The following is a 26537-nucleotide window of genomic DNA, read 5'->3' as shown; positions in this document are numbered from 1 at the left end:
TAAGAATATTAGATAACAAACTACAAGAGAGAAAAAACAAAGGAGAAAAACAAATGAACACATTTAGCTTAAGACACAAATTATTTCCAGAAGTAACTGATGAACAATGGAATGACTGGAAATGGCAATTACAAAACCGTATTGAAACTATTGAAGACCTACAAAAATATGTAGACTTAACAGAATCAGAATTAGAAGGAGCTTCTAAAACATTAGGAACATTAAGAATGTCAATCACTCCTTACTATATTTCAATTATTAATCCAGATGATCCACATGATCCAGTTCGTAAACAAGCTGTACCATTAGAAGCTGAACTTCACAAAGCTGCTGCAGACTTAGATGATCCACTACATGAAGATGTTGACAGTCCAGTTCCTGGATTAACTCATAGATATCCAGATAGAGTATTATTATTAGTTACTGATCAATGTTCAATGTACTGTAGACACTGTACAAGAAGACGTTTTGCAGGTCAAAATGATAGTGCATTACCAGTAGAACAAATCGATAATGCAATTAAATATATTGCAGCACACCCAGAAGTACGTGATGTTGTAATTTCAGGTGGAGATGCATTAGCAATCTCAGATTCTTCATTAGAACACATCTTAAAATCATTAAGTGAAATTGATCATGTTCAAATGGTACGTCTTGGAACAAGAACTCCAGTTGTTATGCCACAAAGAATTACAAAAGAATTATGTGAAATGATTAAAAAATATCATCCAGTATGGGTTAACACTCACTTTAATCACCCTAATGAAATTACTCCAGAAACTAAAAAAGCATGTGAAATGTTAGCAGATGCAGGTTGTCCAATCGGTAACCAATCAGTATTACTTGCAGGAGTAAATGATAGTGTATTTGTAATGAAAGATTTAGTAAATGAATTAACTGCAATCAGAGTTAGACCTTACTACATTTACCAATGTGATTTAAGTAATGGATTAGAACACTTCAGAACTCCAGTATCAAAAGGTATTGAAATTATTGAAGGTTTAAGAGGACATACTTCAGGACTATGTGTTCCTACATTTGTAGTTGATGCACCTGGTGGTGGAGGTAAAATTCCAGTAATGCCTCAATATGTAATCTCTCAAGCTCCAGGAAAAGTTGTATTAAGAAACTTTGAAGGTGTTATCACAACATATACAGAACCAACTCATTATGAACAAGTACCATTAAGTGGTGAAGTTGCAACTCATAAAGTTGGTGTTGCTGGACTTCTTGAAGGTGAAGAAAGCACATTAGAACCAATCGGATTAGAAAGAAATGAGCGTAGTGCTGAATAATTTTTTAACTGAAATTAAAGAATTAAATAGTATAGCAATAATAGGTTTATCAAAAAATGCAGGTAAAACTACAACAATGAATGCCATACTAAAATTACTAAATTATGAAAAAGTAGCTTTAACATCAATTGGCTATGATGGAGAAGACAACGACTTAGTCTTTAACACTCATAAACCTAATATATTTATAAAAAAAGGAATGTTAATTGCAACAGCTAAAAAATGTGTATTAGAATCGACAATTCAGTTCAAAATACTTGAAACAACAGGTTTTAATACACCACTTGGTGAAATAATTATAGTAGAAGCATTAGAAGATGGACTAGTTAAATTAGCTGGTCCATCATATAATGCTCAATTAAAAGAAGTTATAAAATTACTAAAATCATTTAAAGATAGTTTGGTTATAGTTGATGGAGCTTTAAATAGAAAAACATTTAGTGATCCAAGTGTTTGTGATGGAACAATATTATGTAGTGGAATGAATATAGCTAATAATATTAATGAAGTAGTAGCAATAACTAGCTATACATTAAAAAACTTACAAACAAAAAAATTAGAAGCTAACAATGAAATATTTGATTTAAAATCAAAACCTCTAGTTATTTTTGATAAAGAATTAAATCAAAATGAGCTAAAAGTAAAAACTACAATTAATGCAGATGCTCTTTTATTAAAACAATTAAATAAATCAGCAAAATATCTTTTTGTAAATGGACCACTAACAGATAAATTAGCTCAAGCAATCATTAGACATAGAAATAATTTGGATAATATTACAATAGTTTTAAACAATGCAACTAACAATTTTATTAAAGAAAAAAGTGCTGAGCAATTAGCATTAGCTAAGATAAAAGTAAGAGTACTACATGAAATAAATGTAGTAGCAGTTGCAATGAATCCAAATAGTTTACATATGCAGTATGATTCAAAAGAATTATGCACTAAGATGCGAAAAGAAACTAATGTATTTGTTTATGATTTTGTAAAAGGAGAATAGAAATGAAACAATATTTAGACACTAAACAAAAAAATGAAATAGGTTATAAATATGTAATGGATCTATTGAATATTAATAGTATTTATGGACAAGATCTACTAAATACATTAAAACCTTATACAAATGAAGCCGAATTAGAAGAAGAGTTTAATAAAATACAAATTGTTCAAGAATTACTAAATAATAATAAAAAAGTTTTTAAAGAAACTGAAGTCTTACTTGCACGATTTAAAGATATTAAAAATATAGTAGATAATTTAGAAATTATGATTTTAGATGAAATAGAAATATTTGAAATAAAAAAAATGATTTATAATGTAAAAAAATTAGTTGTTTTATTTACTCCAATTGAAACAAAGCTTCAAGAATTTAATTTCTTTGATTATACACCATTGTTTGAATATCTAGATAAAGATAATTCAAAGATGCCATTTTTTCATTTATATGATGAATATTCTGAAAAACTAAAACAGAATAGACGTTTATTAAAAGAAAATAAAGATGATGAATCAATTAAAGAAATTATAAAAGATGAAGAATTAAAAGTAAAAGTTGAAATAAGTAAAACAATTGCTAATTATCAAGATTCATTAATTGCTACAATAAAACAAATATCTAAATTAGATTTGCTAATAGCTAAAGCTAAAGTTGCAAATAATTATAATTTAAACAAACCTAGTTTTAGTAAAAACATTGTCTTAAATCAAGCATATAATCCAATGATAAAAGAAATAGTCTGCCAAAATGGATATAATTATACTTGTTTAGATATTGACATAGAAGAAAATATTTCATTAATTACAGGATCTAATATGTCGGGAAAAAGTGTTACTTTAAAAAATATTTTACTAAATACATTACTGTTTCAAAATGGTTTTTACCCATTTGCCGATCAAGCATCAATGCCAATACTTTCATACATACTTTTTGTTTCTGATGAGTTACAAGATGTAGAAAATAGTTTAAGTTCATTTGGTATGGAAGTATATGTCTTAAATCAAGCATTAGAAATAATTAATAACAATGATAATGGTCTAATAATACTTGATGAATTTGCAAGAGGAACAAATCCAGTAGAAGCTAAGAAAATTGTAACAGGATTAATAAGATATTTGAAAAATAAAAATGTGTATGCAGTCTTATCAACACACTTAGACTTAGATCCAGATGTTAAGCATGTACATTATCAAGTAAAAGGTTTAGATGATTGTGATATTATATGTAGTACAAGTGATGATATCCAAAGAGTAATGGATTACACTTTAGTAAAAGTTGATAAAGAAAAAACAGTTCCATATGATGCTTTTAAAGTAATGAACTTTTTAAACATGGATAAAGAACTAAAAAAATATATAGAAACAGAATACAAGAAAGGGGAATAAGAATGAGCAAATTAAACATAGATTGGAATCAAGTTGATAAAGCCAGAGAGATATCTAAAACTATAGCAGATGATGTACAAGAATTTGTGGATTTACATACTACTGTAGCAACTGAAAGAACAATCGCTCGTCTATTCGGAATTGATAATGTTGATGAAATGGGAGTACCATACCCAAATTTAATCGTTGACCATTTAGTAGAAAACAACAAACTAGGAGATGGAATTTGTTTATATTTAGGTAATGCTATGATTCAAACAAATTTAAGCGCTCAAGAAATTGCTGAAAAAGTTGGAGCAAAAGAACTAAATATAACTGAACTTGCTATGGCTAGTATTGAAGAAATTAAAAATACAGTGGATAAAGTAGCAAAAGAATCTGTAACAAAAATAGCAGGTAATCGTCAACAACGTAACAATTATTTAGCAGACTATGGAGATAAAACAGGTCCATTGTTATATGTAATTGTTGCAACAGGAAATATATATGAAGATATCACACAAGCAAAAGCAGCAGCTAGACAAGGTGCAGATGTTATTGCTGTAATTAGAACAACTGGTCAATCATTATTAGATTATGTTCCATTTGGTCCAACTACAGAAGGTTTTGGTGGTACATATGCAACTCAAGAAAACTTCAGAATCATGCGTAAAGCGCTTGATGAAGTAGGAGAAGAACAAAAAAGATATATTAGATTATGTAACTACTGTTCAGGACTATGTATGCCTGAAATCGCAGCTATGGGAGCTTTAGAAAGATTAGATGTAATGCTAAATGATGCACTTTATGGAATTCTATTTAGAGATATCAATATGAAAAGAACATTAGTTGATCAATACTTCTCAAGAATAATTAATGGATTTGCTGGGGTTATTATAAATACAGGAGAAGATAACTACTTAACTACTGCAGATGCTTATGATCAAGCACATACAGTTGTAGCTTCTCAATTCATCAATGAACAATTCGCACTTAATGCAGGTATGCCTGAAGAACAAATGGGATTAGGACATGCTTTTGAAATTGATCCAGATACAAAAGATAGTTTTGTTTATGAATATGCACAAGCGCAAATGGTAAGAGAAATCTTCCCAAAAGCACCTCTAAAATATATGCCACCAACTAAATATATGACTGGTAATATCTTTAAAGGACAAGTACAAGATGCATTATTTAATATGGTAACTATTTTAACAGGTCAAAGATTACATTTATTAGGAATGATGACTGAAGCAATTCACACACCATTTATTTCTGATAGATATGTTTCAATAGAAAATGCACAATACATCTTTGATTCAATGGCTTCACTAAGTGATGAAATTGAATTTAAAAAAGGTGGAATAATGGAAAATAGAGCAAAAGTAGTTTTAGATAATGCTGTTGATCTATTAGCAGAAATTAATGATTATGGACTTTTCAATGCATTAGAAAAAGGAATTTTTGCAGATGTAAAAAGACCAATTGATGGTGGTAAAGGTCTAGAAGGTGTAGTAGCTAAAGAAGACGTATACTATAATCCATTTATTGATTTAATGAAAGGAGTGGATCCAAGTGTCTAGTACATTAGATATGAAAAATGTTCTTCCTTATGGAGATACTATGAATGATGGTAAAGTACAACTTTCATTTACTTTACCTGTGAATAATGATCAAAAAGGAATAGAAGCAGCTAAAATAACAGCAAAAAATATGGGATTAGAAAATCCTTTAGTACCTTATGCTCATAAATTAGATGATGGATTCACTTTCTATGTTGTTTATGGTCAATTAACTAAAGGATTAGACTATGATGATATTAAAGTAGTTGAAGTAGAAACTGAAGTAATGGATATGCATGAAACAGATGATTATATCAAAGAAAACATTGGACGTAAAATAATAGTAGTTGGAGCTTCAACTGGTACAGATGCGCACACTGTTGGTATTGATGCAATCATGAACATGAAAGGTTTTGCTGGACATTATGGTTTAGAACGATACGATATGATAGATGCATATAACTTAGGTAGTCAAGTAGAAAATGAAGTATTAATTCAAAAAGCTATCGATTTAAATGCAGATATTTTATTAGTGTCTCAAACAGTAACACAAAAAGATGTTCATATTGAAAATATGACAAACTTAGTAGAATTATTAGAAGCTAGTAATTTAAGAGATAAAGTTATCTTAATTGGTGGTGGACCAAGAATTTCACATGAACTAGCTAAAGAGCTAGGTTATGATGCTGGATTTGGACCTGGAAAATTTGCTGATGATGTTGCAAGTTTTGCAGTTCAAGAGATGGTAGAAAGAAATATTAAATAGATAATTTATACAAATAAAAAAATGCTAGATGTTAAAAATCTAGCTTTTTTTTGTAAAAAATACGTAAAGTAAAGGAATAATCTATAACTTTAAAAACAATGATTAATATTATACTAATACATAAGTAATGCTTATGAGTTACATAAAAAAACAATATTAGCGAATAGTATGATAAACTTGTGATAAGGAATTATGATGTTTATAATAAAATTAGGTAAAGAAAAATTAATAAAATCACTTGAGTAAAAAGTCACATGTCAGGTGTTAGATAAATGACTAATTTAGTATTATAATTATAAATGAAGAAAGTAATAGAAAAGAAAGTGTTATTTTCTAACTCATAATAAATTTATTATATAATAGAATAATCTACTAAAAATTGAGAAGTGATGTAAATAAAAATTGATTTACCTTATTCAGAAAAATCAGAAAAAATATAAAAAAAATAACCTAAAGGAGGATATACATATGAATGTATACATTATTGATTCTAAAAGAACAGCAATTGGTTCTTTAGACAAATCATTATCAAAAGTACCAGTAAGTGAATTAGGAGCTACAGTTGTAAAGACTCTTGTTGAAGACAACAAAATTGATTCTAACGATATTAACGAAGTAATTACAGGTAATGTATTACCAGCACTAGCAGGACAAGGTGTTGGTAGACAAGTAGCTATTAAAGCTGGTTTAGATCAAAAAATTCCAGGATACTCAGTAAACATGGTTTGTGGTTCAGGAATTAAAAGTATAGCAAATGCTTATACTGCAATCAAAGCTGAAGAAGCTGAAATGATTATTGCAGGTGGTAGTGAAAATATGTCAATGTCACCATATGCTATTCCAAATGCTAGACAAGGATTAAGACTTGGAGATGCAGTTGCAAAGGATACACTAGTATTTGATGCATTAACTGATGCATATAGTGGAGTTCACATGGGAGTAACTGCAGAAAACATTGCAAGATTACACTCTATTTCAAGAGAAGCACAAGATGAATTTTCTTACAATTCAACTTTAAAAGCAATAAATGCAATAGACAATGGATACTTTAAAGAAGAAATAGTTCCAGTAACTATTAAAAACCGTAAAGGTGATATTGTTTTTGATACAGATGAACATCCTAACCGTACAAGTGATTTAGCAAAACTTGGAAAATTACGTGCTGTATTTGAAAAAGATGGAACTGTAACTGCAGGTAATGCAAGTGGTATTAATGATGGTGCAGCTTATTCAATTATCGCAAGTGAAAAAATGGTAGAAAAATATGGTTTCAAACCAATGGCAAAAATTCTTGCAGTAGGACAAGCAGCAATCGATCCTCAATACATGGGACTTGGACCAGTACATGCAATTGAAAACTTATTAACAAAAACAGATATTAAATTTGAAGATATAGAAATATTTGAATTAAACGAAGCATTTGCAGCTCAATCATTAGGAGTTGTAACAGAATTAGTTGAAAAATACAATACACCAAAAGAAGAACTATTAGCAAAAATTAATGTGTGTGGTGGAGCAATAGCTTTAGGACACCCAGTTGGAGCAAGTGGTGCTCGTATTGTAACTACACTATTACACCAAATGAAAAGATTAAACAAAAAATATGGTTTAGCTTCATTATGCATTGGTGGAGGAATGGGAATTGCAATATTAGTCGAAAATATTGATTAATAAATAAAAACAAATAAAGGGGTAAGTAAAATGAGATTAGAAAACAAAGTAGCAGTAGTAACTGGTGGAGCAAAAGGAATCGGTATGGAAACTGCAATTAGATTAGCTGAAGAAGGAGCTAAAGTTATCGCAACTGATATGTCAGAATTATCTTATACACATGAAAATGTAGAAGGAATGATTCTTAATGTAACAGATGTTGAAGGATGTAAAGCAACTTTTGATGCAATTATTGCAAAATATGGAAAAATTGATATCTTAGTAAATAATGCTGGTATCACAAAAGATACATTAACTGCAAAAATGACAGATGATCAATGGAATGCAGTAATTGATGTAAACCTTAAAGGTGTATTCAATATGACAAGATTAATTGGACCACACATGGTTTCAAACAAAGTAGGTTCAATTATTAACATTTCATCTGTAGTTGGAGAATTTGGTAATATTGGTCAAGCTAACTATGCAGCAACAAAAGCTGGAGTTATTGGTCTAACAAAAACTTGGGCAAAAGAATTTGCTCGTAAAGGTGAACAAGTTAGAGTTAACGCTGTAGCTCCTGGTTATGTAATGACAGATATCTTAAAAACTGTACCAGAAGATTTATTAGAAAAATTTGCAAAAATGACTATGTTACAAAGACTTGGTCAACCAGAAGAAATTGCAAATGCAATTTTATTCTTAGCAAGTGATGAAGCATCATATGTTACTGGACATGTATTAAGTGTTAATGGTGGAATGAGACTTTAGTACTCACACTACAAACAAAATAAATTAAAAGAGCTCAACTGAGCTCTTTTTTATATGTATTTAGATATTAATGATATTAGTATATTAGGCAAAGAATCTAAATCACTAATGTTTAGAAAATTACTAGCTCCATAAATATTCTTGATTTTTTCTTTATCATCACCAATTGCAGCAGCAATAAAGATAATACCATTAGAAATAGCTTGTCGAGTAATATCTTGTAAATCATCAATAGCAACTTGATTAGAATAATTTGGCGCAGCTTTTGGAAGCCCATCACTAATATTAATAATAATTTTAGTTCTAGCTTCTACATTTTCTAATTTACTTAAAATTACTTTTAAAACAGCACCATCACGGTTGTTTTGCTTAGGTTTAATAGCTTCTAAAGAATAGATACCTCTATCATAGTCATCTTCAAACTCCTTATATGAATAAATAGAAGTTTTCTCACGCTCGCTTATATCAGCAGTATCACCATAGATTAGTAAAGGTAGATCTAAATATTTAGCAAACAAGCTAATAGCTAAGGCAGAAACTTTTGCACTATTAATCCTATTACCTTTAGACATAGATAGTGATTCATCAATTCTCAAGGCAATAGCTATTGGTGGTCTAGTATCTTCATTAGAATACTTAGTAAAATAACGAAAATCCTTATTAACAATTTTAGAAGCATTAAACTTTTGACCAATAAAAGAATTGTTATTTATAGATACATCACTATCCTGATCAATTAAAGCAAGTGTTTTTTTAACTAATGATATTACTACAGGTTGTATTTTTAAAATATCATCATTAATCAACTCAATATATTCTTGTTTAATCTTAGGTCTATGAATAATTAAACCAGACTTACTGTGAATAGTTTTATTCAAAATGGCTCGAGCATCTTTATTCAAAAGCTTTCTATCAACACCACTTTTACTAATATCAGCTAAAGAATGAACTGATACTATATCTTTATTTTCTTGTAACTTACTATCTTTATCACTAGAGCTTTTTAAACTTTCATTATAATTACTACTTTCTATCGATTCATTAACTTCTTCTTTTTTACTATCATTAACATCAAATTTATCTTTATTTTCCAATTCTTTATTAACAAGTAAAGACAATTCATCAGAATTAATATCTTCAACAGTAAAAGTAGATAGATCAACTTGCTTTAAAGATAACTGATCATTAGAAGTTTGCTTTAATTTATTTAATAAATCATCTTTATTTAAAACATCAAGCAGTATTTGAATTTCGGTAGAATCAGTAGTAATCTTATATAAGACTTTATTGTAAAATGAATCAATAATATCATGATTATTTTTCAAATCATTAACCCAGTATAAAAATGATCTCATACCAGAGACACCTTTTATGTTATTAGCTTTTGCAGTTTCATCTAATAATTTAATAATAAGGGCCATCGAATTAAGTAAATTCCTGTTATTAAAATTAGTTTTAGCAATGGCTCTATCAATCATAATATCAATGCTAGGTAAATTCATCTTAATACTAATATGCATTCTATCTCTTAAAGACTCATTTAAAGGTCTATTACCTTGATAAGAACGATTAGTAGTTAAAACTACTATAGTATCATTATGTCTTTTTATAGACTTGAATGGGGTATTTAAAATACCATCTTGTTCTAAAACAGAGTTTAAAGCAACTAGCACAGAAGCATCCCGAATAACAGTAGGCTCTTGAATTTCAAGTAAGTAACCATGCTCAAAAGCATTTACAATTTCAGAAGGATAATATTTGTAACTAACCTCTTTAGGCTTAATTTCATTAACTAAGTTATTTAAGTAACTAGATACACTATCTTTATCAATAAATAGCTCACTGCTTATTTTATTGACTACCTCATCATAAATACTATATTTTTCTAAAATTTCTACAATAGCTTTATACTTAGTATCATCACTATCTATAACAGGCAATAAAGCCCCAAATACATCAGATTTATCCATATCTGCAAAACAAGTAACTTTAACATATGGTAGGTTTAAATGATATGAAAGAGCTTTTGCTAACTCAGTTTTTCCAGAACCAGCATCACCTTCTAAAAGGATATTATTAATTCTTAAATCACTTTCATAAAATGTTTCAAAAATATTACTAGCAATTTCTAACTCTAAATTACTAATTTTATGATTCATTGGCATATCCCATATTTTAGATAATTCATCACTACTAAAAATTCTATTATTAGTAATATTATATGGCTTCATAGTTTAATAACCTAATTCTTTAAGTAATCTAGCAATAATTTTGTATCTTTCACCTAATATTTCACCATTTTGTTGGAGTGTATTATAGAAAGAATTTAAATCTCTTTCAATATTTGGATTATCTAAATCAATATCAAAAGTTAGTCTTCCACCTTGAACACCAATTAATCCAGCTGTTGGGTTATCCTTGTCATACAAACTCTTAAATTTATAGGCATCTTGAAAGTATAATGATGTTTGTAATAAAGTAATTGCTGAATCTAGAGCTTGTGTTGCAGTTAATATTTTAGATTCGTTATCTTGAAATTCGACTGCAATGTCACCATCTAATAGACCATTTCTTTCAACATAGCCAATACTTAATGATTCAATATCAGAATCTAAATAGTCTTTACCATCTATTTTATTATAATTTTTATTTTTTATTATATAATTTATGTCTTTTTTCACGTAAAACAACTCCTTTTTGTTATTATAATTATTATACTGATAAATTTTTAACTTGTATAAGACAACACTAGTTTTTAACTAAACTTTAAATAATCTAGAATTTTGATACACTATTAGTGTTAATAAAAAAATAAAATTATAATGTGTTTTGTATATAATTGAATGTAGTGTTCTAAAATGGTAAAATATAATAGAATGAATTTAAGAAATGGGGATGAATCATGGCAAAAATAATGGCAGTTACCAATCAAAAGGGTGGTGTTGGTAAAACAACCACTAGTGTAAATTTAGCATCTGCATTAGGACATATGGAATACAAAGTATTACTTGTAGATTTAGATCCTCAAGGTAATAGTACTAGCGCATTAGGGATAGATAAACCAACAGTAGAAAAGTCAGTATATGATGTAATAATGCATCAATGCGAAGCTGAGGAAGCCTTAGTACAAACCAAGTTTGTAAATTTAATTATAATGCCTGCAAGCATTGACCTTGCTGGTGTTGATTTACAACTTGCAAGTGTTACAAATGGAAGAGAGAAAATGCTTCAAACCCAACTTGAAAAACTAAGACCCTTTTTCGATTTTATAATAATTGATTGTCCACCTTCTTTAGGAGTTTTAAATACTAATGCTTTAACTGCAGCAGACTCAGTTATGATTCCAGTTCAAAGTGAATTTTTTGCATTAGAAGGATTAACTCAATTATTAATGACTATAAGATTAGTACAAAAAAACTTCAATCATAATTTGAAAATTGAAGGAGTTCTTTTAACTATGTATGATAAAAGAAATAATCTAAGCATGGAAGTTGCAAAAGAAGTAAGAAAATACTTTAAAAATAAAGTATATGAAACTGTGGTAAATAGAAATGTAAAGCTGAGTGAAGCACCTGGAAGTGGAATGCCTATAAGTGAATATGCGCCAAATTCTCCAGGTAGCAGAGACTATGAAAGTTTAGCTAAAGAGGTGAGTGAAGCTAATGGCAAAAAGTAATAAAAAACTTGGTAAAGGTTTAGAAGCCTTATTAGGTGGCGATGTAAATGAATTCATTGATGAGTTAGAACAAAATTATAATAAAGATGAAGTAGTTAGTTTAAAATTGAGTGATATCACTCCTAATCCTTTTCAACCACGTAAAGTTTTTGATGATGAGAAAATAGAAGAACTAGCACAATCTATTTCAGAGCACGGTGTTTTTACTCCAATTATAGTAAAAAAAGCTGCCATTGGTTATAATATTGTCGCAGGTGAAAGAAGATATCGTGCTGCAATTAAAGTAGCACTAGAAACTTTGCCAGCTATTATTGTTGATATTGATGATAAAAGTATGATGGAAATAGCTTTGTTGGAAAATGTTCAAAGAGAAAATTTAAATCCAATTGAAGAAGCTGAAGCTTTAAAACAAATTATGGATTATTCTAACTACACTCAAGAAGAATTAGCTAAGAAGATGGGTAAATCACGCTCTCACATAGCTAATACACTTAGATTGTTATCTTTAAATGAAAGAATAAAAGAGTTAATATTAAATCAAAAAATTAGCATGGGACATGCTAAAGTATTGATTGGCTTAGACAATGATATTTTAGAGATAGTTGTAAATGAAATTTTAGGAAAAAATCTAAGTGTAAGAGAGACAGAAAAACTAGTACAAGATCTCAAAACAGAACATAAACCTAAAAAGAAAATCAAACAAGTAAATGCTGAGTATTTAGAAGTTGAGTCAAACTTAAGAGAAAGACTTGGCACAAAAGTTAAAGTAGATAATAAATCAATTAATATCTACTTTGAAAATGAAGATGATTTAAACAGATTAATGGAATTGCTTAATGTGAATATTGATTAATTATATTATTAAGCTAATTTTAACTGATATACAATAAAAAATTTATAAATTTACAATTCGTTGATAATACGGGTTGTTTTTTTTTGAACTTATTAAAAGCCTATACCTAAGGTAGTTATTTAACTTATTGATACTCGCATATATTGTTAATGAATGATTAAACTAGTAAAGAAACTCTGTTAGTGTGGAAAAAATATGAACAAATGTTTGACTTTTATGTGTACGTTCGTTATACTAAATGCGTAATCATATAGTTGTATAGACTATCTTTATAAGGAGGAAAAAACATGAATAAAAAGATCACGTTTACTGAAGCCCTTCTTACTGCCGTAGGTATGGTAATCGGTTCAGGAATTTATTTCCGTGCCGATAACATCCTAGCGATGACGCACGCAAATGTCGGAGTTGCTATCTTAGCATGGCTAGTATTAGGTTTCACATTAATTTTCGCAGGAATTGGTATGTCAGTTCTTGCAGCACGATCTACTAAAGAAGGTGGAATCGTAGGTTATATGGAAGAATGCTATGGAAATAAAGCAGCTTTCATTACTGGATGGTTTACAACATTTGTATATATTCCTACATTAATGGGAATTTTATCAATTGTAGCTTCTGGGTTCTTACTAGACCTAGTTAGCGTTGTAAATCCAAGTGCTATCTTAGTTCAAGGAGTAGCTTTATGTTTATTACTTCTTTGCTATGCTTGGAACTATTTCAGTACTAAGTTTTCAGCATTATTCTCATCAGCTGCTACTATCATCAAATTATTCCCAATTGTTATTGTTGGTGTAATGGGAATGGCTAAGTTTGATATGGGAGTTGTATCTTCAGGAATTGGTAATTTTGAAATGGCTTTATTTACTGCTCCACTTCTTTCAATGGCATTTGCTTTTGATGGATGGACATCAGTTGCTACACTGTCTAGAGACATGGAAAATCCACAAAAAGATATCGCAAAAGTTCTTGCAATTAACGCTATTATCGTAACTGCAGCTTATGTTTTATACTTTACAGGAATGACAATGTTATTCAAAGATAACCCACAGAGAATCGTAGACTTAGGTGATGGACACGTTGCAGAAGCTGCTACAATGTTACTAGGTAATATGGGTGGTAAATTAATTATCTTCTGTGTTGTTATCTCAGTAATGGGAACTTTAAATGGTAACCTTATGGCTGCATTTAGATATCCACATGCATTAGCTGTTAACAATGACTTACCAAATTCTAAATTCTTTGCACAAGAAACTAAATATGGAACTACTGGTAATGCTTCATATTTAACTTTAGCTGCTGCTTTAGTTTGGTTTGTACTTTATTCAATTCAAGCAATCGCTGCTGAAGGTGCTGCAGATGGTGCAAGCTATATGTTCAGTACAATTGCATTTGATGACATTCCAATCATGGCAATGGCAATATTAATCATTATCTTGTTACTAGCTTCTATTAAGTATGGTACTAGAGAAGGTGCAGGAATTCTAAAATCAGTAATTGCTCCAGTGATTGGTATTATTGGACAAGGTTATATTGTATATTCATTCATTTCAACAAATGAAGCTTGGGCTTTATACTCTGGAATTGTAATTTTAATTCTAGTAGTAGGATACTTTATTAATAATTCAGTTAAGAAAAGTAATGGGGAAGGTCCTATAGCAGAATAAGCAATTATTATAATATTAAAGAGGGTGTTTAATCACTCTCTTTTTTTTATCAAGTAATAAATAATAGTTTATTGACAAGATGTGAAATAGGTTGCTAGTAGAGCATAAATTAAGTATAATTAATATAGTTTAGAGGTGAAAGAAATTGAATTTAGATTATAAATTAAAATATAAATGTAAGCAAAGCAATGCAAGACTTGGTTCAATTACTACAAAACATGGAACATTTGAAACACCAATGTTCATGCCAGTAGGAACACAAGCAACAGTAAAAACATTATCTCCAGAAGAAGTAAAAGCAACTGGAGCTGGAGTAATACTAGCTAATACTTATCACTTATGGTTACGACCAGGTGCTGATTTAGTCGAAAAAGCTGGTGGTGTTCATAAATTTATGAACTATGATCAAGCTATGTTGACAGATAGTGGAGGATACCAAGTATTTTCTTTAAGTAATTTAAGAAATATTACCGAAGAAGGAGTTACTTTTAAATCTCATATTGATGGAAAGAAATTATTCATGTCTCCTGAAATAAGTATTGGTGTACAAAATAAAATCGGTGCTGATATTATTATGAGTTTTGATGAATGTATTCCATTTCCTGCAGATTATAAATATGCAAGAGAAAGTACAGAAAGAACTTTACGCTGGGCAAAACGTGGAAAAGAAGCACATGCTAGAAGTGATGATCAAGCCCTTTTTGGAATTGTACAAGGTGGAAACTATCCTGAATTAAGAAAATCATGTGCAGAAGAATTAGTGAAAATGGATTTTGATGGATATGCTATTGGTGGTACAAGTGTAGGAGAACCTAAAGATATTTATAAAAATATGATAGATATGGCTATTAAATATTTACCAGAAGATAAACCAAGATATTTAATGGGAGTTGGTTCACCGGTTTCAGTATTAGAAGCAATAGAACGTGGAATTGATATCTTTGATTGTGTGTTACCAACTAGAATTGCAAGACATGGTAGTGCAATGACATCAAAAGGAAGAGTTGTCATAAAAAATGCTAAGTACAAAGAATCATTTGAACCATTAGATGATGAATGTGATTGTTATTGTTGCCAAAATTATACTAGAGCATACTTAAGACATTTATTTTCAGCAAATGAGCCATTTGGTCAAAGATTAGTAAGTATACATAACACAAGATTTATTATTAATCTTGTAGAACAAGCAAGAGAAGCAATAAAAAATGATCGATTTATTGATTTTAAAAACGATTTTTATAAAAAATACGGAATAGATCCAGAATCAAATAAAGGATTTTAGGGAGTTGAAATAATGAGAGTTTTTTCATTTAGTAAAGTAATATATGATGGATATTTATCAATAGATTTAATGTTCTTCATAATTAAATTAAAACCAAGAAGATTGTTTTCATTTTTGACTTTGATACCAGATTTAATAAAGTATCTACTTAAAATGATCAATTCAACTAAATTAGCAAATCATTTTTATGAAGTACTATTAAGTAATTTAACAGTTAGTGATTTAAACTTATTTAAAGTGAGTAACATTCATAAATTAGATTTAGGTGGATTTGGTGTAGGGAAAGAAGATTTAATTATAACTGGTGAGCCAGCATTTCTATTAGAATTATTTATAAATAGGAATCAATATAATTGTTTATGCACAGAATATGATTTGCGTAACAGAGAAATAATTGGTGGTCTTAACATGGGTAACAATAAAATCTTAAACCTTAAGAAATATAAAATTAACCATATAAATCAATTATTTATTTACAATTTTAGAGATAAAGCATTAATGAAGATGGCAGATTATATATTAGTTTATAGAGATCATGAAGTAATTGATTATGATCAATACGAAATGAGACTTAAGGATATGATACTTTACAATAGTACAAATAAAAAGTGGTTATCATTTTTAATACTCTCATTAGCAACAATGGTATTAGCCGTAGTAAGTGCTGAAATATTAACTATATTTCTTCCTTTATTAGAAGCCTTTCTTATTGGATTCTTTTTATGGATATGTGTAACATATTACTTAACAACAACATTCATTAATGAACAACCATTTAATTTTGATAATATAGTTGGCTATATTATAGGGATTATTCCTAACTTTCTAACAGCTTTATTAATCGTATTATCACTTGGAGTATTCATAGGCTTTAATGTAGGAATAGTAATGCTATTGGCAGGAATTATTTCATTTCCAATGCTTATATTTGTTTTAAGATTTTACAAATTTGACTAACAAGGTGCAATATAATTTGCACTTTTTTCTTTAAAGATATAAATAAAATCCAAATTAATAAAATATTGTTAAAGGACACTTTAATAATGTATAATAATATAAGGTGATAAAAATGAAACAAGGATTGTTTATAACATTCGAAGGTCCAGATGGAAGTGGTAAAACCACAATACTAGAGAAAATTACACAATACTTTAAGACTGAAGGTATTGATTTTATAAAGACAAGAGAACCAGGTGGTTCAGCAATAGCACAGCAAATTAGGGGTGTTGTTTTAGATGAGAATAATAAAAACTTATCTGCAACAACTGAAGCTTTACTATTTGCTGCAAGTAGGGCACAACACTTTGATGAAATAATAGTGCCTACACTAAAAGAAAATAAAGTTTTGTTATGCGATAGATTTATAGATAGTTCATTAGTCTATCAAGGTATTGCAAGAGGATTAGGTGTTGAGCAAGTATTAAGTATTAATAACTTTGCAATACAAGGTAAAATGCCTGATCTAACAATATTTTTTGATGTGAAACCGCATATAGGACTAGCTAGAATTGCTTCAAATAATAATAGAGAAGTAAATAGATTAGACTTAGAAGATATCGAGTTTCATCAAAAAGTTTATGATGGGTACTTAATGATTAGAGATATGTATAAGTCAAGGTTTAGAACAGTAGATGCTTCACAAGACATCGATACCGTATTTGAACAAGTAAAAAATATAATAAAGGAGAACTTAAATGGATAATTTTATAAAATCACAAAGCAAATTTGTGAAAATGATAGATAATTGTTTAGCCTTTGAAAAACTACCACATGCAATGATGATTGAAGGTAATTCTACGTTTCTATTAGATAAAGCAGTAGATTATTTATGTACTAGAATCATAAGTGATAATAAAGAATTTGATCCACTAGTATATAAAAGAGTTGTCGAAAAAAAATTAGTTGATATTATAGAGTTTGATTTAAGTAATCAGACCCTAAAAAAAGAAAATGTTTTAGAAATACAAAAAAGATTTTCAAAAACAGCTTTAGAAGCAACAAACTCACAAATATATATAATTAAATATATCGAAAATGCCAGCAGTATTGCTTTAAATGCCTTATTAAAATTTGTTGAGGAACCAAATGAATCAGTATATGCTATCTTCACAACACAAAATAGCGAAAAAGTATTAGATACTATTGTGTCTAGATCACTAATGTATCGTTTAGCAAATAATAATATTGAACAAATAAAATCATTTTTAATAGATAATTATGATTCAACAGACATAGATCTAGTTTCATTAATAACACACGATGAAGTAATTATGCAAAATATTTTAGATAGTGATGTATTTCAATACTATAAAGAAACTGCCAAAAAAATGTTTTCTAATATATCACATGGAAACTTTTATTTAGTTAGTTATGAAACTCTTTCATCATTAGATAAAGATCAATTAAAAATATACTTTGAATTATTCTATGCAACTCTAACTAACTCTGTATTTTTAACTACTCTAGGAGTAGACAAAGAAATTACAAAAGAGTTAATAAAACCAGGAGTATATGAAATGTTATTAGATGCAAACTTAAGTGCTAGATTACAATTAGAATCTAATATGAACAAAGACTTATTAGTAGATGCATTTGCAATAAAGATTGAGGGTGTTATAGAATGAGAGTAGCATCAATAACTTTTAAAGAAAATAAAAAAGAGTACTATTTTAAAAGTGATGATAAACTTAAAGTTAAAATTGATGACTTAGTTGTTGTAGATACAGTACGCGGACCAGAACTAGCAAAAATATGTAATCCAGATGTTAAAAATTCAAATATTCCAGCAAAAGATTTGATGCCAATTTTAAGAAAAGCATCTAAAAAAGATCAAGAGCAGTTTGAAAAAAATCTTGAAATGGCACAAATAGCACACGATAAATTTGTGGAAATATTAAAAGAATTTCCAGGTTTAGAAATGTCTCTAGTAGAAACAGAATATAACTTAGATCAAAGTAAATTATTGTTCATGTATGTAAGTGATGATAGAGTCGATTTTAGAGAACTACTTAAAGTGCTTGCTTCTAATTTTAAAACAAGAATAGAGCTTAAACAAATTGGTGCAAGAGATAAAGCTAAATTAGTCGGTGGACTAGGACCATGTGGAATGGTTATATGTTGTACTAGATTTTTAAAAGAATTTGATAATATTTCAATTAATATGGCTAAAAACCAAATGCTTTCATTAAATCCAGTTAAGATATCAGGATTATGCGGACGTTTACTATGTTGTCTTAAGTATGAAAATGATCAATATTCAACAGAGAAAAAGAGTTTTCCAAAACTAGGTACTCATGTACAATATGAAGGTTCTAATTTCAAAGTAACTGGATTAAATATACTATTAGATCAAGTTAAGATAGAAGGTTGCGGTATAGTTAAGTTTATAGATAAGAAGGAAATAAAATGGTAGAAGTAGAAAATTACTTACTAGAAAATAAAAAATTAAAAATAATCCAAAGAAAAGATATGTTTAACTTTTCTTTGGATAGTGTTTTGTTAAGCCACTTTGTTTTTATTTCAAAAAAAAATAAGACCATAGTAGATTTTGGAACTAATAATGCAGCAATACCTCTAATGCTTTCAACAATGACTAATCAGAAAATAATAGCTGTTGAGATACAAAAGGAAGCTGTAGACTTAGCTAATAAGAATATAGTTTTAAACAACTTAGAAGAACAAGTAGAAGTAGTTCATTCAGATATAAAAGACTTTGTGAAAAATTTAAATATAAAAGTAGGTACAGTAGTTTGTAATCCTCCATTTTTCAAAGTGAAAGAATGTAGCAATGTTAATGAAAATGAATTTTTACAAATTGCAAGACATGAAATAAAAATAACATTAGAACAAATAATTGCTAGTGCTGCTAAAATATTAGAAAATAATGGTCGTTTTGCAATGATACATCGACCAGATAGAATGATTGAGATAATTGAATTGATGAAAAAATACAAAATAGAACCAAAAAGAATTCAATTCATCTATCCAAGAATTAATCAACAAGCTAATATGATATTAATTGAAGGTAGATTTCAAGGAAATGCAGGAGGTTTAATAATTGAGAAACCTATATATGCTCATAATGAAGATGGTAGTTATACAGAACAAGTAAAAGAAATGTTTTTAGGTGATAAAAATGAAAAAATTTAAGTATAATGATAATGAGTTTCCTACAATTTATGTAGTAGCAACACCAATTGGTAATTTAAGTGAAATATCGCAAAGAGCATTAGATATGTTAAATAAAGTAGAAACAATTTATTGTGAAGATACTAGAGTAAGTTCTAAATTATTATCACATTTTAATATTAAAGATAAGAAGCTTGAGAGTTTTTACTTACATAATGAGTATGATAAAAGCATTCAAGTTATTGAAACAGTTAAAAAATTACAGGAAGTCGTTTTAATAAGCGATGCTGGATATCCTGTTATAAGTGATCCAGGACAACATTTAGTAAGTCTAGCAATAGAAAACGATGTTAATGTAGTGGTTATTAATGGACCTAATGCCTTACTTCCGGCCTTAATAAATTCAGGATTTAAGACAATTCCATTTACTTTTATTGGTTTTCTACCACATAAAAGTAATGATGCTACAAATATGTTAGAGCAATATGTTGATTATAGACATACTTTAATAATGTATGAATCAGTTCACAGGTATAAAAAAACATTAAATATTATTCAGCAAGTATTAGGGAATGTCAATGTTTGTATTAGTAGAGAGCTTACTAAAATAAATGAGGAACATATTTATGGTACTGTAAGTGAATTATTATATGCGGATTTAGAATTAAGAGGCGAATTAGTAATAAGTATAGATAATAATACAGAAATAGAAGAAGCAGAAATTGATGATACTTTTATTATAAATGAGGTTAATATTCTTATTGAACAAAATGTATCAAGAAAAAATGCAATAAAAGATATAGCAAAAAAATATGGCTTAGAAAAGAATTATGTGTATGATTTAGTACATAGAAAGTAAGAATATGTATATATATCTTGTGTTATAATAAAAAATGAGGTGAAAAAAAGTGTTTTGCAAATATAGTTTAGAATTAAAAGAAGAAATAGAAAAACATGTATCACGTTTAAATTATAAAGATCATAATTTATCATTTACAAATATGTTTTTATGGAAGGATAAATTCAAATTAAAAGTATATCTAAGCGATGAGTTTATAATAGTATTTAGTAATTTTAATAATCATCTATTCTCCCTAAATCCCATTTGTGTACTTGAAAATGTCGATCAAGCAATTGAGTTTTTAATAAAATATTTTGAAAAAGAAAAACTACCTTTTACAATTCATAATTGTGTAAGAAAAGTAAAAGAACAAATAGAAAGTGTTTATGGAGATTACTTTAACTATGAATTAGATAGAGATTCTTTTGATTACTTATATTCAATTGAAAAAATATTAACATATAGTGGTAAAAAATTACAGAAAAAAAGAAATCATGTTAATAATTTCAAAAAACAGTATGAAGGACGTTATACTTTTAAAGAGATAGATGGTAACAAAGACGTTGCTCAAGACTGCATTGACTTTACATTGTGGTGGGCATCACAAAAAGTAGTACATGATGAATATATGCAACCTGAAGTTGATGGTACTATTGATGTATTAAACAACTTTGAAAAATTAAGTTGTGAAGGTTTAGCTTGCTATATAGATGGTAAAATTGCAGCATTTGGTATAGGAACACAACTAAATGATAAAACTGCAGTTTTAAATGTTGAAAAAGCCGATGGTGATATTATAGGATTGTATCCATTTATGAGACAAAACTTAGTTAAAACATTCTTTGATGATTTAACTTACTTAAATACTGAAGATGATGTAGGAGATGTAGGTCTAAGAAAATCAAAATTATCATATCAACCAGAATATTTAGTAGATAAATTTACAATAACAAGAGCAGATGAAAAATGATAAGAAAAGCAACTAGAGAAGATTATTCTACATTAAAAGATATTTGGTATGAATGCTTTTTAGAACATGATACAAAACAAAGTATTGACTATTACTTTGATAATGCCTTTGATTTTGACCATACTTTAGTTTTAGAAATTGCATCTGAAATAGTTTGTACATTACAATTAAATCAACATTTATTATGCATAGATAATGAAATGATAAATACAAGTTTTATTGTAGGAGTTGCAACACCAATAAAACATAGAAAAAAAGGTTACATGAAACAGTTAATGCAATATGCTATTAATTATGCTAAGAATGATCTAAATCAAAAAATCATGATATTACAAGCATATAATTGGGATTTGTATAAGCCTTTTGGTTTTAAAGAAGAATACTATAAAAGTAAGCTTACTCTAGATAAGAATTTCTTCTCAGACTTTGAACAAATATCTATAATTGAAAATGATCCAAGTAGTTTACTTGAAATTTACCAAAACTACACTTTAGATTTAAATGGATATAAAATTAGAGATGAAAAATATTACCATAAAATGATTTCAATGAATCAAATAGATAATATACACTATGCAATGTCAAAACAAGCATATATAGTTTATTCAGTAGAGGAAAAACAAATAGTAGTTAATGAAGCTGTCTTTTCGACTCATTATGAATTGTTCTCTTTAATTAAATCAATACTTATAAAATACGATTGCAACGTAGTAGAATTACATTCTGATATTTTTAATTTTAATTATTACAAATATGAAAAAGAGTTATTTATGATGATTAAAGTTTTAGATCAAAGCTTTGAATTTAAAAATAATAGACTTTTTATAAGTGAGTGGATATAAACAATTAGTTAATTCTAATTGTTTTTTTTATGCAAATACTGGCATGTATATAATTAAATACTATAATTAAATGCATTAGGATACAAATAAATAAAAAATTATGATTTAATGATAATATCATGTACAATTTATGTCTATAACTTATATAAATATTATAACAACTTGTAAATTAAATAGAATGTTTTACTGTATAGTTAATTGTTCTAACCTAAACATAATAATAGAAATTATATAATAACAATATTAACTTCATTTTATTATAAAAAAAGTTGTATAAATAAACTATTTTTTATATAATTGTAAAAAAAGATAACAGTGTTAATCATTAGATGTTGTAAATATTACAATCTAGGAAGTTAATAGTTGTAATATTTACAATAATTGATACATTAGTTAGCAAAAAATCATTAAATTTAAAGGAGAAATAATTATGAAAATTTTTGAAATTTTTATCAGTGAAACTGTTGCAGCAATAGATGCATTTAATTCAGGACTTGCAAGTGGCTCATTAAATGGATTCATTGAAGGTTTAGCAGCTTTGATATGGTCTCCGGTTACAGCACTGTTATGTTTATTTGCAGGTTTATATTTTTCATTTAGAATGCGCTTTGTTCAGTTAAGAAAAATTCCTACAATGGCAAAATTGTTGTTTTCCGGTTCCGGATCAGATGAAGGAATTTCTTCATTCCAAGCATTTGCACTTGCAGTTGCAGGTAGAGTTGGAACTGGTAATATAGTTGGAGTTGCTACAGCAATAGCTTATGGTGGTCCTGGAGCATTATTCTGGATGTGGGCAGTTGCCTTCTTTGGAGCTGGTTCTGCTTATATCGAATCAACATTAGCTCAGCTATATAAAACTGAAATAGATGGTGAATATAGAGGAGGACCTGCATACTACTTTAGAAAAAGAGGTCTTAAACCTTTAGGATATATTTTTATGTTTTGTTGTTTAATTGCTACAGGAATCCTTTTACCAGGTGTTCAATCTAATGCAATAGTAACGGCAGTATATAATGGTTTTGGAATAAGCCAAACAGTAATGATGATAATTGTACTAGTACTTATAGGAATTATAATAGTCGGTGGTACTAAATCATTATCAAGAGCAGCAGAAATAATTGTTCCATTTATGTCTGGTATATATATAATAGTAGCTATTATTATTCTTATTGTTAATATAGGACAAGTTCCAGCTACATTTAGTTTAATATTTAGATCAGCATTTGGAGCGGATGCTATACTTGGTGCTTCTTTAGGGCAAGCAATACTTTGGGGAGTTAAAAGAGGAGTGTTTTCTAATGAGGCAGGACAAGGTACAGCACCTCATGCAGCAGCAGCAGCTGAAGTTAGTCACCCAGCTAAACAAGGTTTAGTTCAAGCCTTCTCAGTATACTTTGATACAATCTTTGTATGTAGTGCAACAGGTCTTTCAATAATTATTACAGGAGCTTATAGTATATTTATACCAGGTACTCAACAAAATGGAATTTTCCAAACATATGCAGAGCATAGTACAATGGGTGGAAGCCCAGATAAGATAGCTGAATATACTCCAACAGCTATGAGTTCACTAATTGGAGGTTTTGGGCATGGATTTATTGCAATAGCATTATTCTTCTTTGCCTTTACTACACTTATGGCCTACTATTATTATGCAGAATCTAACCTTGAATTATTAATGCGAAACAAATTTAGTGATAAACAAAGAAAAATTGCTATTTGGATGCTTAAGGGAATATTCTTAGCAGCAACATACTTCTTTGGTATAAGATCAAATGCAGCAGCTTGGGCAGCAGCAGATATTGGTGTTGGATTAATGGCAATTATAAATATCATTGGAATTCTAATAATATGTAAACCAGCAATAATATGCCTAAAAGACTTTGAAAAGAAACAAGCAGAAGGAAAAGAAGACCAACCATTTGTTTTAGAAGATTTATCTATAGAAGAACAAAAATCCTTTAAGGGAGTTGACTTTTGGACTAGAGAAAATATTTCAAAAAAGAAATTTTAAAATATTAAAAAAAATCACTGTTAGTAATAACGGTGATTTTCTTCGTATTTATGCATTTTTCAACTGTTTTCTATAATAAAATTATATATCTCTATATTAATTTTAAAAAAAGCAAAAAAAAAGCAAAAAAGCGTTGACCTATAGTGTTTAAATTGTTATTATATATGGGCGTTGAAAAACGAAAGTAATAAAACGCAACGATCTTTGAAAACTAAACAGAACTGTCAATTCAATTCAGTCAGGAAATCAAAACAAATGGATAACACAATTATCCTGTCAATAAATTAATATGAAGAGTTTGATCCTGGCTCAGGATGAACGCTGGCGGCATGCCTAATACATGCAAGTCGAACGAAGAAAACCAAGAATAAAGTGCTTGCATTTTAAACTTGGATCATTTTCTTAGTGGCGAACGGGTGAGTAACACGTAGGTAACCTACCCTTTAGATTGGGACAACAGTTGGAAACGACTGCTAATACCAGATAATATCAACCATCGCATGGTGGAAGATTAAAAGAAGCTTTCAAGCTTCACTAAAGGATGGACCTGCGGTGCATTAGCTAGTTGGTGAGATAAAAGCTCACCAAGGCGACGATGCATAGCCGACCTGAGAGGGTGAACGGCCACACTGGGACTGAGACACGGCCCAGACTCCTACGGGAGGCAGCAGTAGGGAATTTTCCACAATGGGGGCAACCCTGATGGAGCAATGCCGCGTGAGAGAAGAAGGCCTTCGGGTTGTAAATCTCTGTTATAAGGGAGGAAAACTGCAAAGAGGAAATGCTTTGCACTTGACATTACCTTATCAGAAAGCCACGGCTAACTACGTGCCAGCAGCCGCGGTAATACGTAGGTGGCGAGCGTTATCCGGAATTATTGGGCGTAAAGGGTGCGCAGGTGGTTATGAAAGATTGTGGTTAAAGAATGGGGCTCAACTCCATAATGCCATGATAACTGCATAACTAGAGTACAGAAGAGGAAAGCGGAATTCCATGTGTAGCGGTGGAATGCGTAGATATATGGAGGAACACCAGTGGCGAAGGCGGCTTTCTGGTCTGTAACTGACACTGAGGCACGAAAGCGTGGGGAGCAAATAGGATTAGATACCCTAGTAGTCCACGCCGTAAACGATGAGTACTAAGTGTTGGGGCAACCCAGTGCTGAAGCAAACGCATTAAGTACTCCGCCTGGGGAGTATGCTCGCAAGAGTGAAACTCAAAGGAATTGACGGGGGCCCGCACAAGCGGTGGAGCATGTGGTTTAATTCGAAGCAACGCGAAGAACCTTACCAGATCTTGACATCTAGTGCGAAGCTATGGAAGCATAGTGGAGGTTAACACTAAGACAGGTGGTGCATGGTTGTCGTCAGCTCGTGTCGTGAGATGTTGGGTTAAGTCCCGCAACGAGCGCAACCCCTATTGTTAGTTGCCAGCATATAAGGTGGGGACTCTAACAAGACAGCTAGTGACAAGCTAGAGGAAGGTGGGGATGACGTCAAATCATCATGCCCCTTACGATCTGGGCTACACACGTGCTACAATGGTCAGTACAAAGAGAAGCAAACTCGCAAGGGCAAGCAAATCTCAAAAAGCTGATCTCAGTTCGGATTGTAGTCTGCAACTCGACTACATGAAGCTGGAATCGCTAGTAATCGCGGATCAGAATGCCGCGGTGAATACGTTCCCGGGCCTTGTACACACCGCCCGTCACACCACGAGAGTTGATAACACCCAAAGTCGATGACCTAACAGCAATGAAGGAGTCGCCTAAGGTGGGATTGATGATTGGGGTGAAGTCGTAACAAGGTATCCCTACCGGAAGGTGGGGATGGATCACCTCCTTTCTAAGGAGAAAGAAGGCTGGA

At 29.7% G+C, this 26537-nt stretch carries 22 protein-coding genes and 1 rRNA gene; 21 read left to right on the top strand and 2 right to left on the bottom strand.

What is annotated here, in order from left to right:
• The first annotated feature begins 53 nt into the window (after positions 1–53).
• The 7 genes from ablA to ACD762_RS09155 all read left to right on the top strand — a co-directional run bounded on the left by ablA (position 54) and on the right by ACD762_RS09155 (position 8405).
• A complete protein-coding gene (gene ablA / locus ACD762_RS09185; protein ID WP_423363698.1) occupies positions 54–1295 on the top strand; it encodes a lysine 2,3-aminomutase in 1242 nt (413 codons plus the stop codon).
• The gene (locus tag ACD762_RS09180; RefSeq protein WP_423363697.1) at positions 1276–2295 is read left to right on the top strand and encodes a hypothetical protein; all 1020 of its coding nucleotides are present in this window, start codon (positions 1276–1278) and stop codon (positions 2293–2295) included. Before ablA ends, ACD762_RS09180 begins: the two co-directional genes overlap by 20 nt.
• A gap of 2 nt (positions 2296–2297) precedes the next feature.
• Entirely contained in the window at positions 2298–3677 is a 1380-nt protein-coding gene (locus tag ACD762_RS09175; RefSeq protein ID WP_423363696.1) for a MutS-related protein, read from the top strand.
• A gap of 2 nt (positions 3678–3679) precedes the next feature.
• Entirely contained in the window at positions 3680–5239 is a 1560-nt protein-coding gene (locus ACD762_RS09170) for a lysine 5,6-aminomutase subunit alpha (protein ID WP_423363695.1), read from the top strand.
• Positions 5232–5984, top strand: a complete 753-nt coding sequence (locus tag ACD762_RS09165) for an OAM dimerization domain-containing protein (RefSeq protein WP_423363694.1) — start codon at positions 5232–5234, stop codon at positions 5982–5984. The genes ACD762_RS09170 and ACD762_RS09165 overlap by 8 nt, the downstream gene beginning before the upstream one ends.
• A gap of 468 nt (positions 5985–6452) precedes the next feature.
• Positions 6453–7655, top strand: coding sequence for a thiolase family protein (locus ACD762_RS09160; protein WP_423363693.1), 1203 nt, complete (start codon positions 6453–6455; stop codon positions 7653–7655).
• A 30-nt stretch (positions 7656–7685) separates the two neighbouring features.
• On the top strand, positions 7686–8405 hold the full coding sequence (locus ACD762_RS09155; protein WP_423363692.1) for a beta-ketoacyl-ACP reductase: 720 nt from the start codon (positions 7686–7688) through the stop codon (positions 8403–8405).
• Positions 8406–8455: 50 nt separating this feature from the next.
• Here ACD762_RS09155 and ACD762_RS09150 read toward each other — a convergent pair whose 3' ends face one another.
• Positions 8456–10636: an AAA family ATPase gene (locus ACD762_RS09150; RefSeq protein WP_423363691.1), complete on the bottom strand. Its 2181-nt coding sequence runs from the start codon at positions 10634–10636 to the stop codon at positions 8456–8458.
• A gap of 3 nt (positions 10637–10639) precedes the next feature.
• On the bottom strand, positions 10640–11086 hold the full coding sequence (locus tag ACD762_RS09145; protein ID WP_423363690.1) for a DUF6530 family protein: 447 nt from the start codon (positions 11084–11086) through the stop codon (positions 10640–10642).
• Positions 11087–11307: 221 nt separating this feature from the next.
• On the opposite strand from ACD762_RS09145, the gene ACD762_RS09140 reads away from it, so the two are divergent.
• The 14 genes from ACD762_RS09140 to ACD762_RS09075 all read left to right on the top strand — a co-directional run bounded on the left by ACD762_RS09140 (position 11308) and on the right by ACD762_RS09075 (position 26516).
• Positions 11308–12081: a ParA family protein gene (locus tag ACD762_RS09140; RefSeq protein WP_423363689.1), complete on the top strand. Its 774-nt coding sequence runs from the start codon at positions 11308–11310 to the stop codon at positions 12079–12081.
• Entirely contained in the window at positions 12068–12934 is an 867-nt protein-coding gene (locus ACD762_RS09135) for a ParB/RepB/Spo0J family partition protein (protein WP_423363688.1), read from the top strand. The genes ACD762_RS09140 and ACD762_RS09135 overlap by 14 nt, the downstream gene beginning before the upstream one ends.
• A 287-nt stretch (positions 12935–13221) precedes the next feature.
• Positions 13222–14595, top strand: a complete 1374-nt coding sequence (locus ACD762_RS09130; protein WP_423363687.1) for an APC family permease — start codon at positions 13222–13224, stop codon at positions 14593–14595.
• A gap of 145 nt (positions 14596–14740) precedes the next feature.
• Positions 14741–15877 (top strand): tRNA guanosine(34) transglycosylase Tgt, encoded by a 1137-nt coding sequence (gene tgt / locus ACD762_RS09125; RefSeq protein WP_423363686.1) that lies wholly within the window; start codon positions 14741–14743, stop codon positions 15875–15877.
• A gap of 12 nt (positions 15878–15889) precedes the next feature.
• On the top strand, positions 15890–16834 hold the full coding sequence (locus tag ACD762_RS09120) for a hypothetical protein (protein ID WP_423363685.1): 945 nt from the start codon (positions 15890–15892) through the stop codon (positions 16832–16834).
• A 112-nt stretch (positions 16835–16946) separates the two neighbouring features.
• On the top strand, positions 16947–17579 hold the full coding sequence (gene tmk, locus ACD762_RS09115) for a dTMP kinase (protein WP_423363684.1): 633 nt from the start codon (positions 16947–16949) through the stop codon (positions 17577–17579).
• Positions 17572–18507, top strand: a complete 936-nt coding sequence (locus ACD762_RS09110) for a hypothetical protein (protein WP_423363683.1) — start codon at positions 17572–17574, stop codon at positions 18505–18507. Before tmk ends, ACD762_RS09110 begins: the two co-directional genes overlap by 8 nt.
• Complete coding sequence (gene ricT / locus ACD762_RS09105; protein ID WP_423363682.1) at positions 18498–19289, top strand: regulatory iron-sulfur-containing complex subunit RicT; 792 nt, start codon at positions 18498–18500, stop codon at positions 19287–19289. The genes ACD762_RS09110 and ricT overlap by 10 nt, the downstream gene beginning before the upstream one ends.
• Entirely contained in the window at positions 19283–20026 is a 744-nt protein-coding gene (locus ACD762_RS09100; RefSeq protein WP_423363681.1) for a tRNA1(Val) (adenine(37)-N6)-methyltransferase, read from the top strand. The genes ricT and ACD762_RS09100 overlap by 7 nt, the downstream gene beginning before the upstream one ends.
• Positions 20013–20864 (top strand): 16S rRNA (cytidine(1402)-2'-O)-methyltransferase, encoded by an 852-nt coding sequence (gene rsmI, locus ACD762_RS09095; protein ID WP_423363680.1) that lies wholly within the window; start codon positions 20013–20015, stop codon positions 20862–20864. The genes ACD762_RS09100 and rsmI overlap by 14 nt, the downstream gene beginning before the upstream one ends.
• Before the next feature lie 49 nt (positions 20865–20913).
• Positions 20914–21819, top strand: coding sequence for a DUF2156 domain-containing protein (locus ACD762_RS09090; protein ID WP_423363679.1), 906 nt, complete (start codon positions 20914–20916; stop codon positions 21817–21819).
• Complete coding sequence (locus ACD762_RS09085) at positions 21813–22658, top strand: GNAT family N-acetyltransferase (RefSeq protein ID WP_423363678.1); 846 nt, start codon at positions 21813–21815, stop codon at positions 22656–22658. The genes ACD762_RS09090 and ACD762_RS09085 overlap by 7 nt, the downstream gene beginning before the upstream one ends.
• 430 nt (positions 22659–23088) lie before the next feature.
• On the top strand, positions 23089–24672 hold the full coding sequence (locus tag ACD762_RS09080; RefSeq protein ID WP_423363677.1) for an alanine/glycine:cation symporter family protein: 1584 nt from the start codon (positions 23089–23091) through the stop codon (positions 24670–24672).
• Positions 24673–24958: 286 nt separating this feature from the next.
• A 16S ribosomal RNA gene (locus ACD762_RS09075) occupies positions 24959–26516 on the top strand.
• The last annotated feature ends 21 nt before the right edge of the window (positions 26517–26537 follow it).

This window comes from Mycoplasma sp. P36-A1 (genome assembly GCF_049478495.1).
Classification (GTDB): domain Bacteria; phylum Bacillota_I; class Bacilli_A; order JAJDGJ01; family JAJDGJ01; genus P36-A1.
The sequence above is the reverse complement of the archived record's forward strand: the minus strand, read 5'-3'. Positions and strand labels throughout refer to the sequence as shown.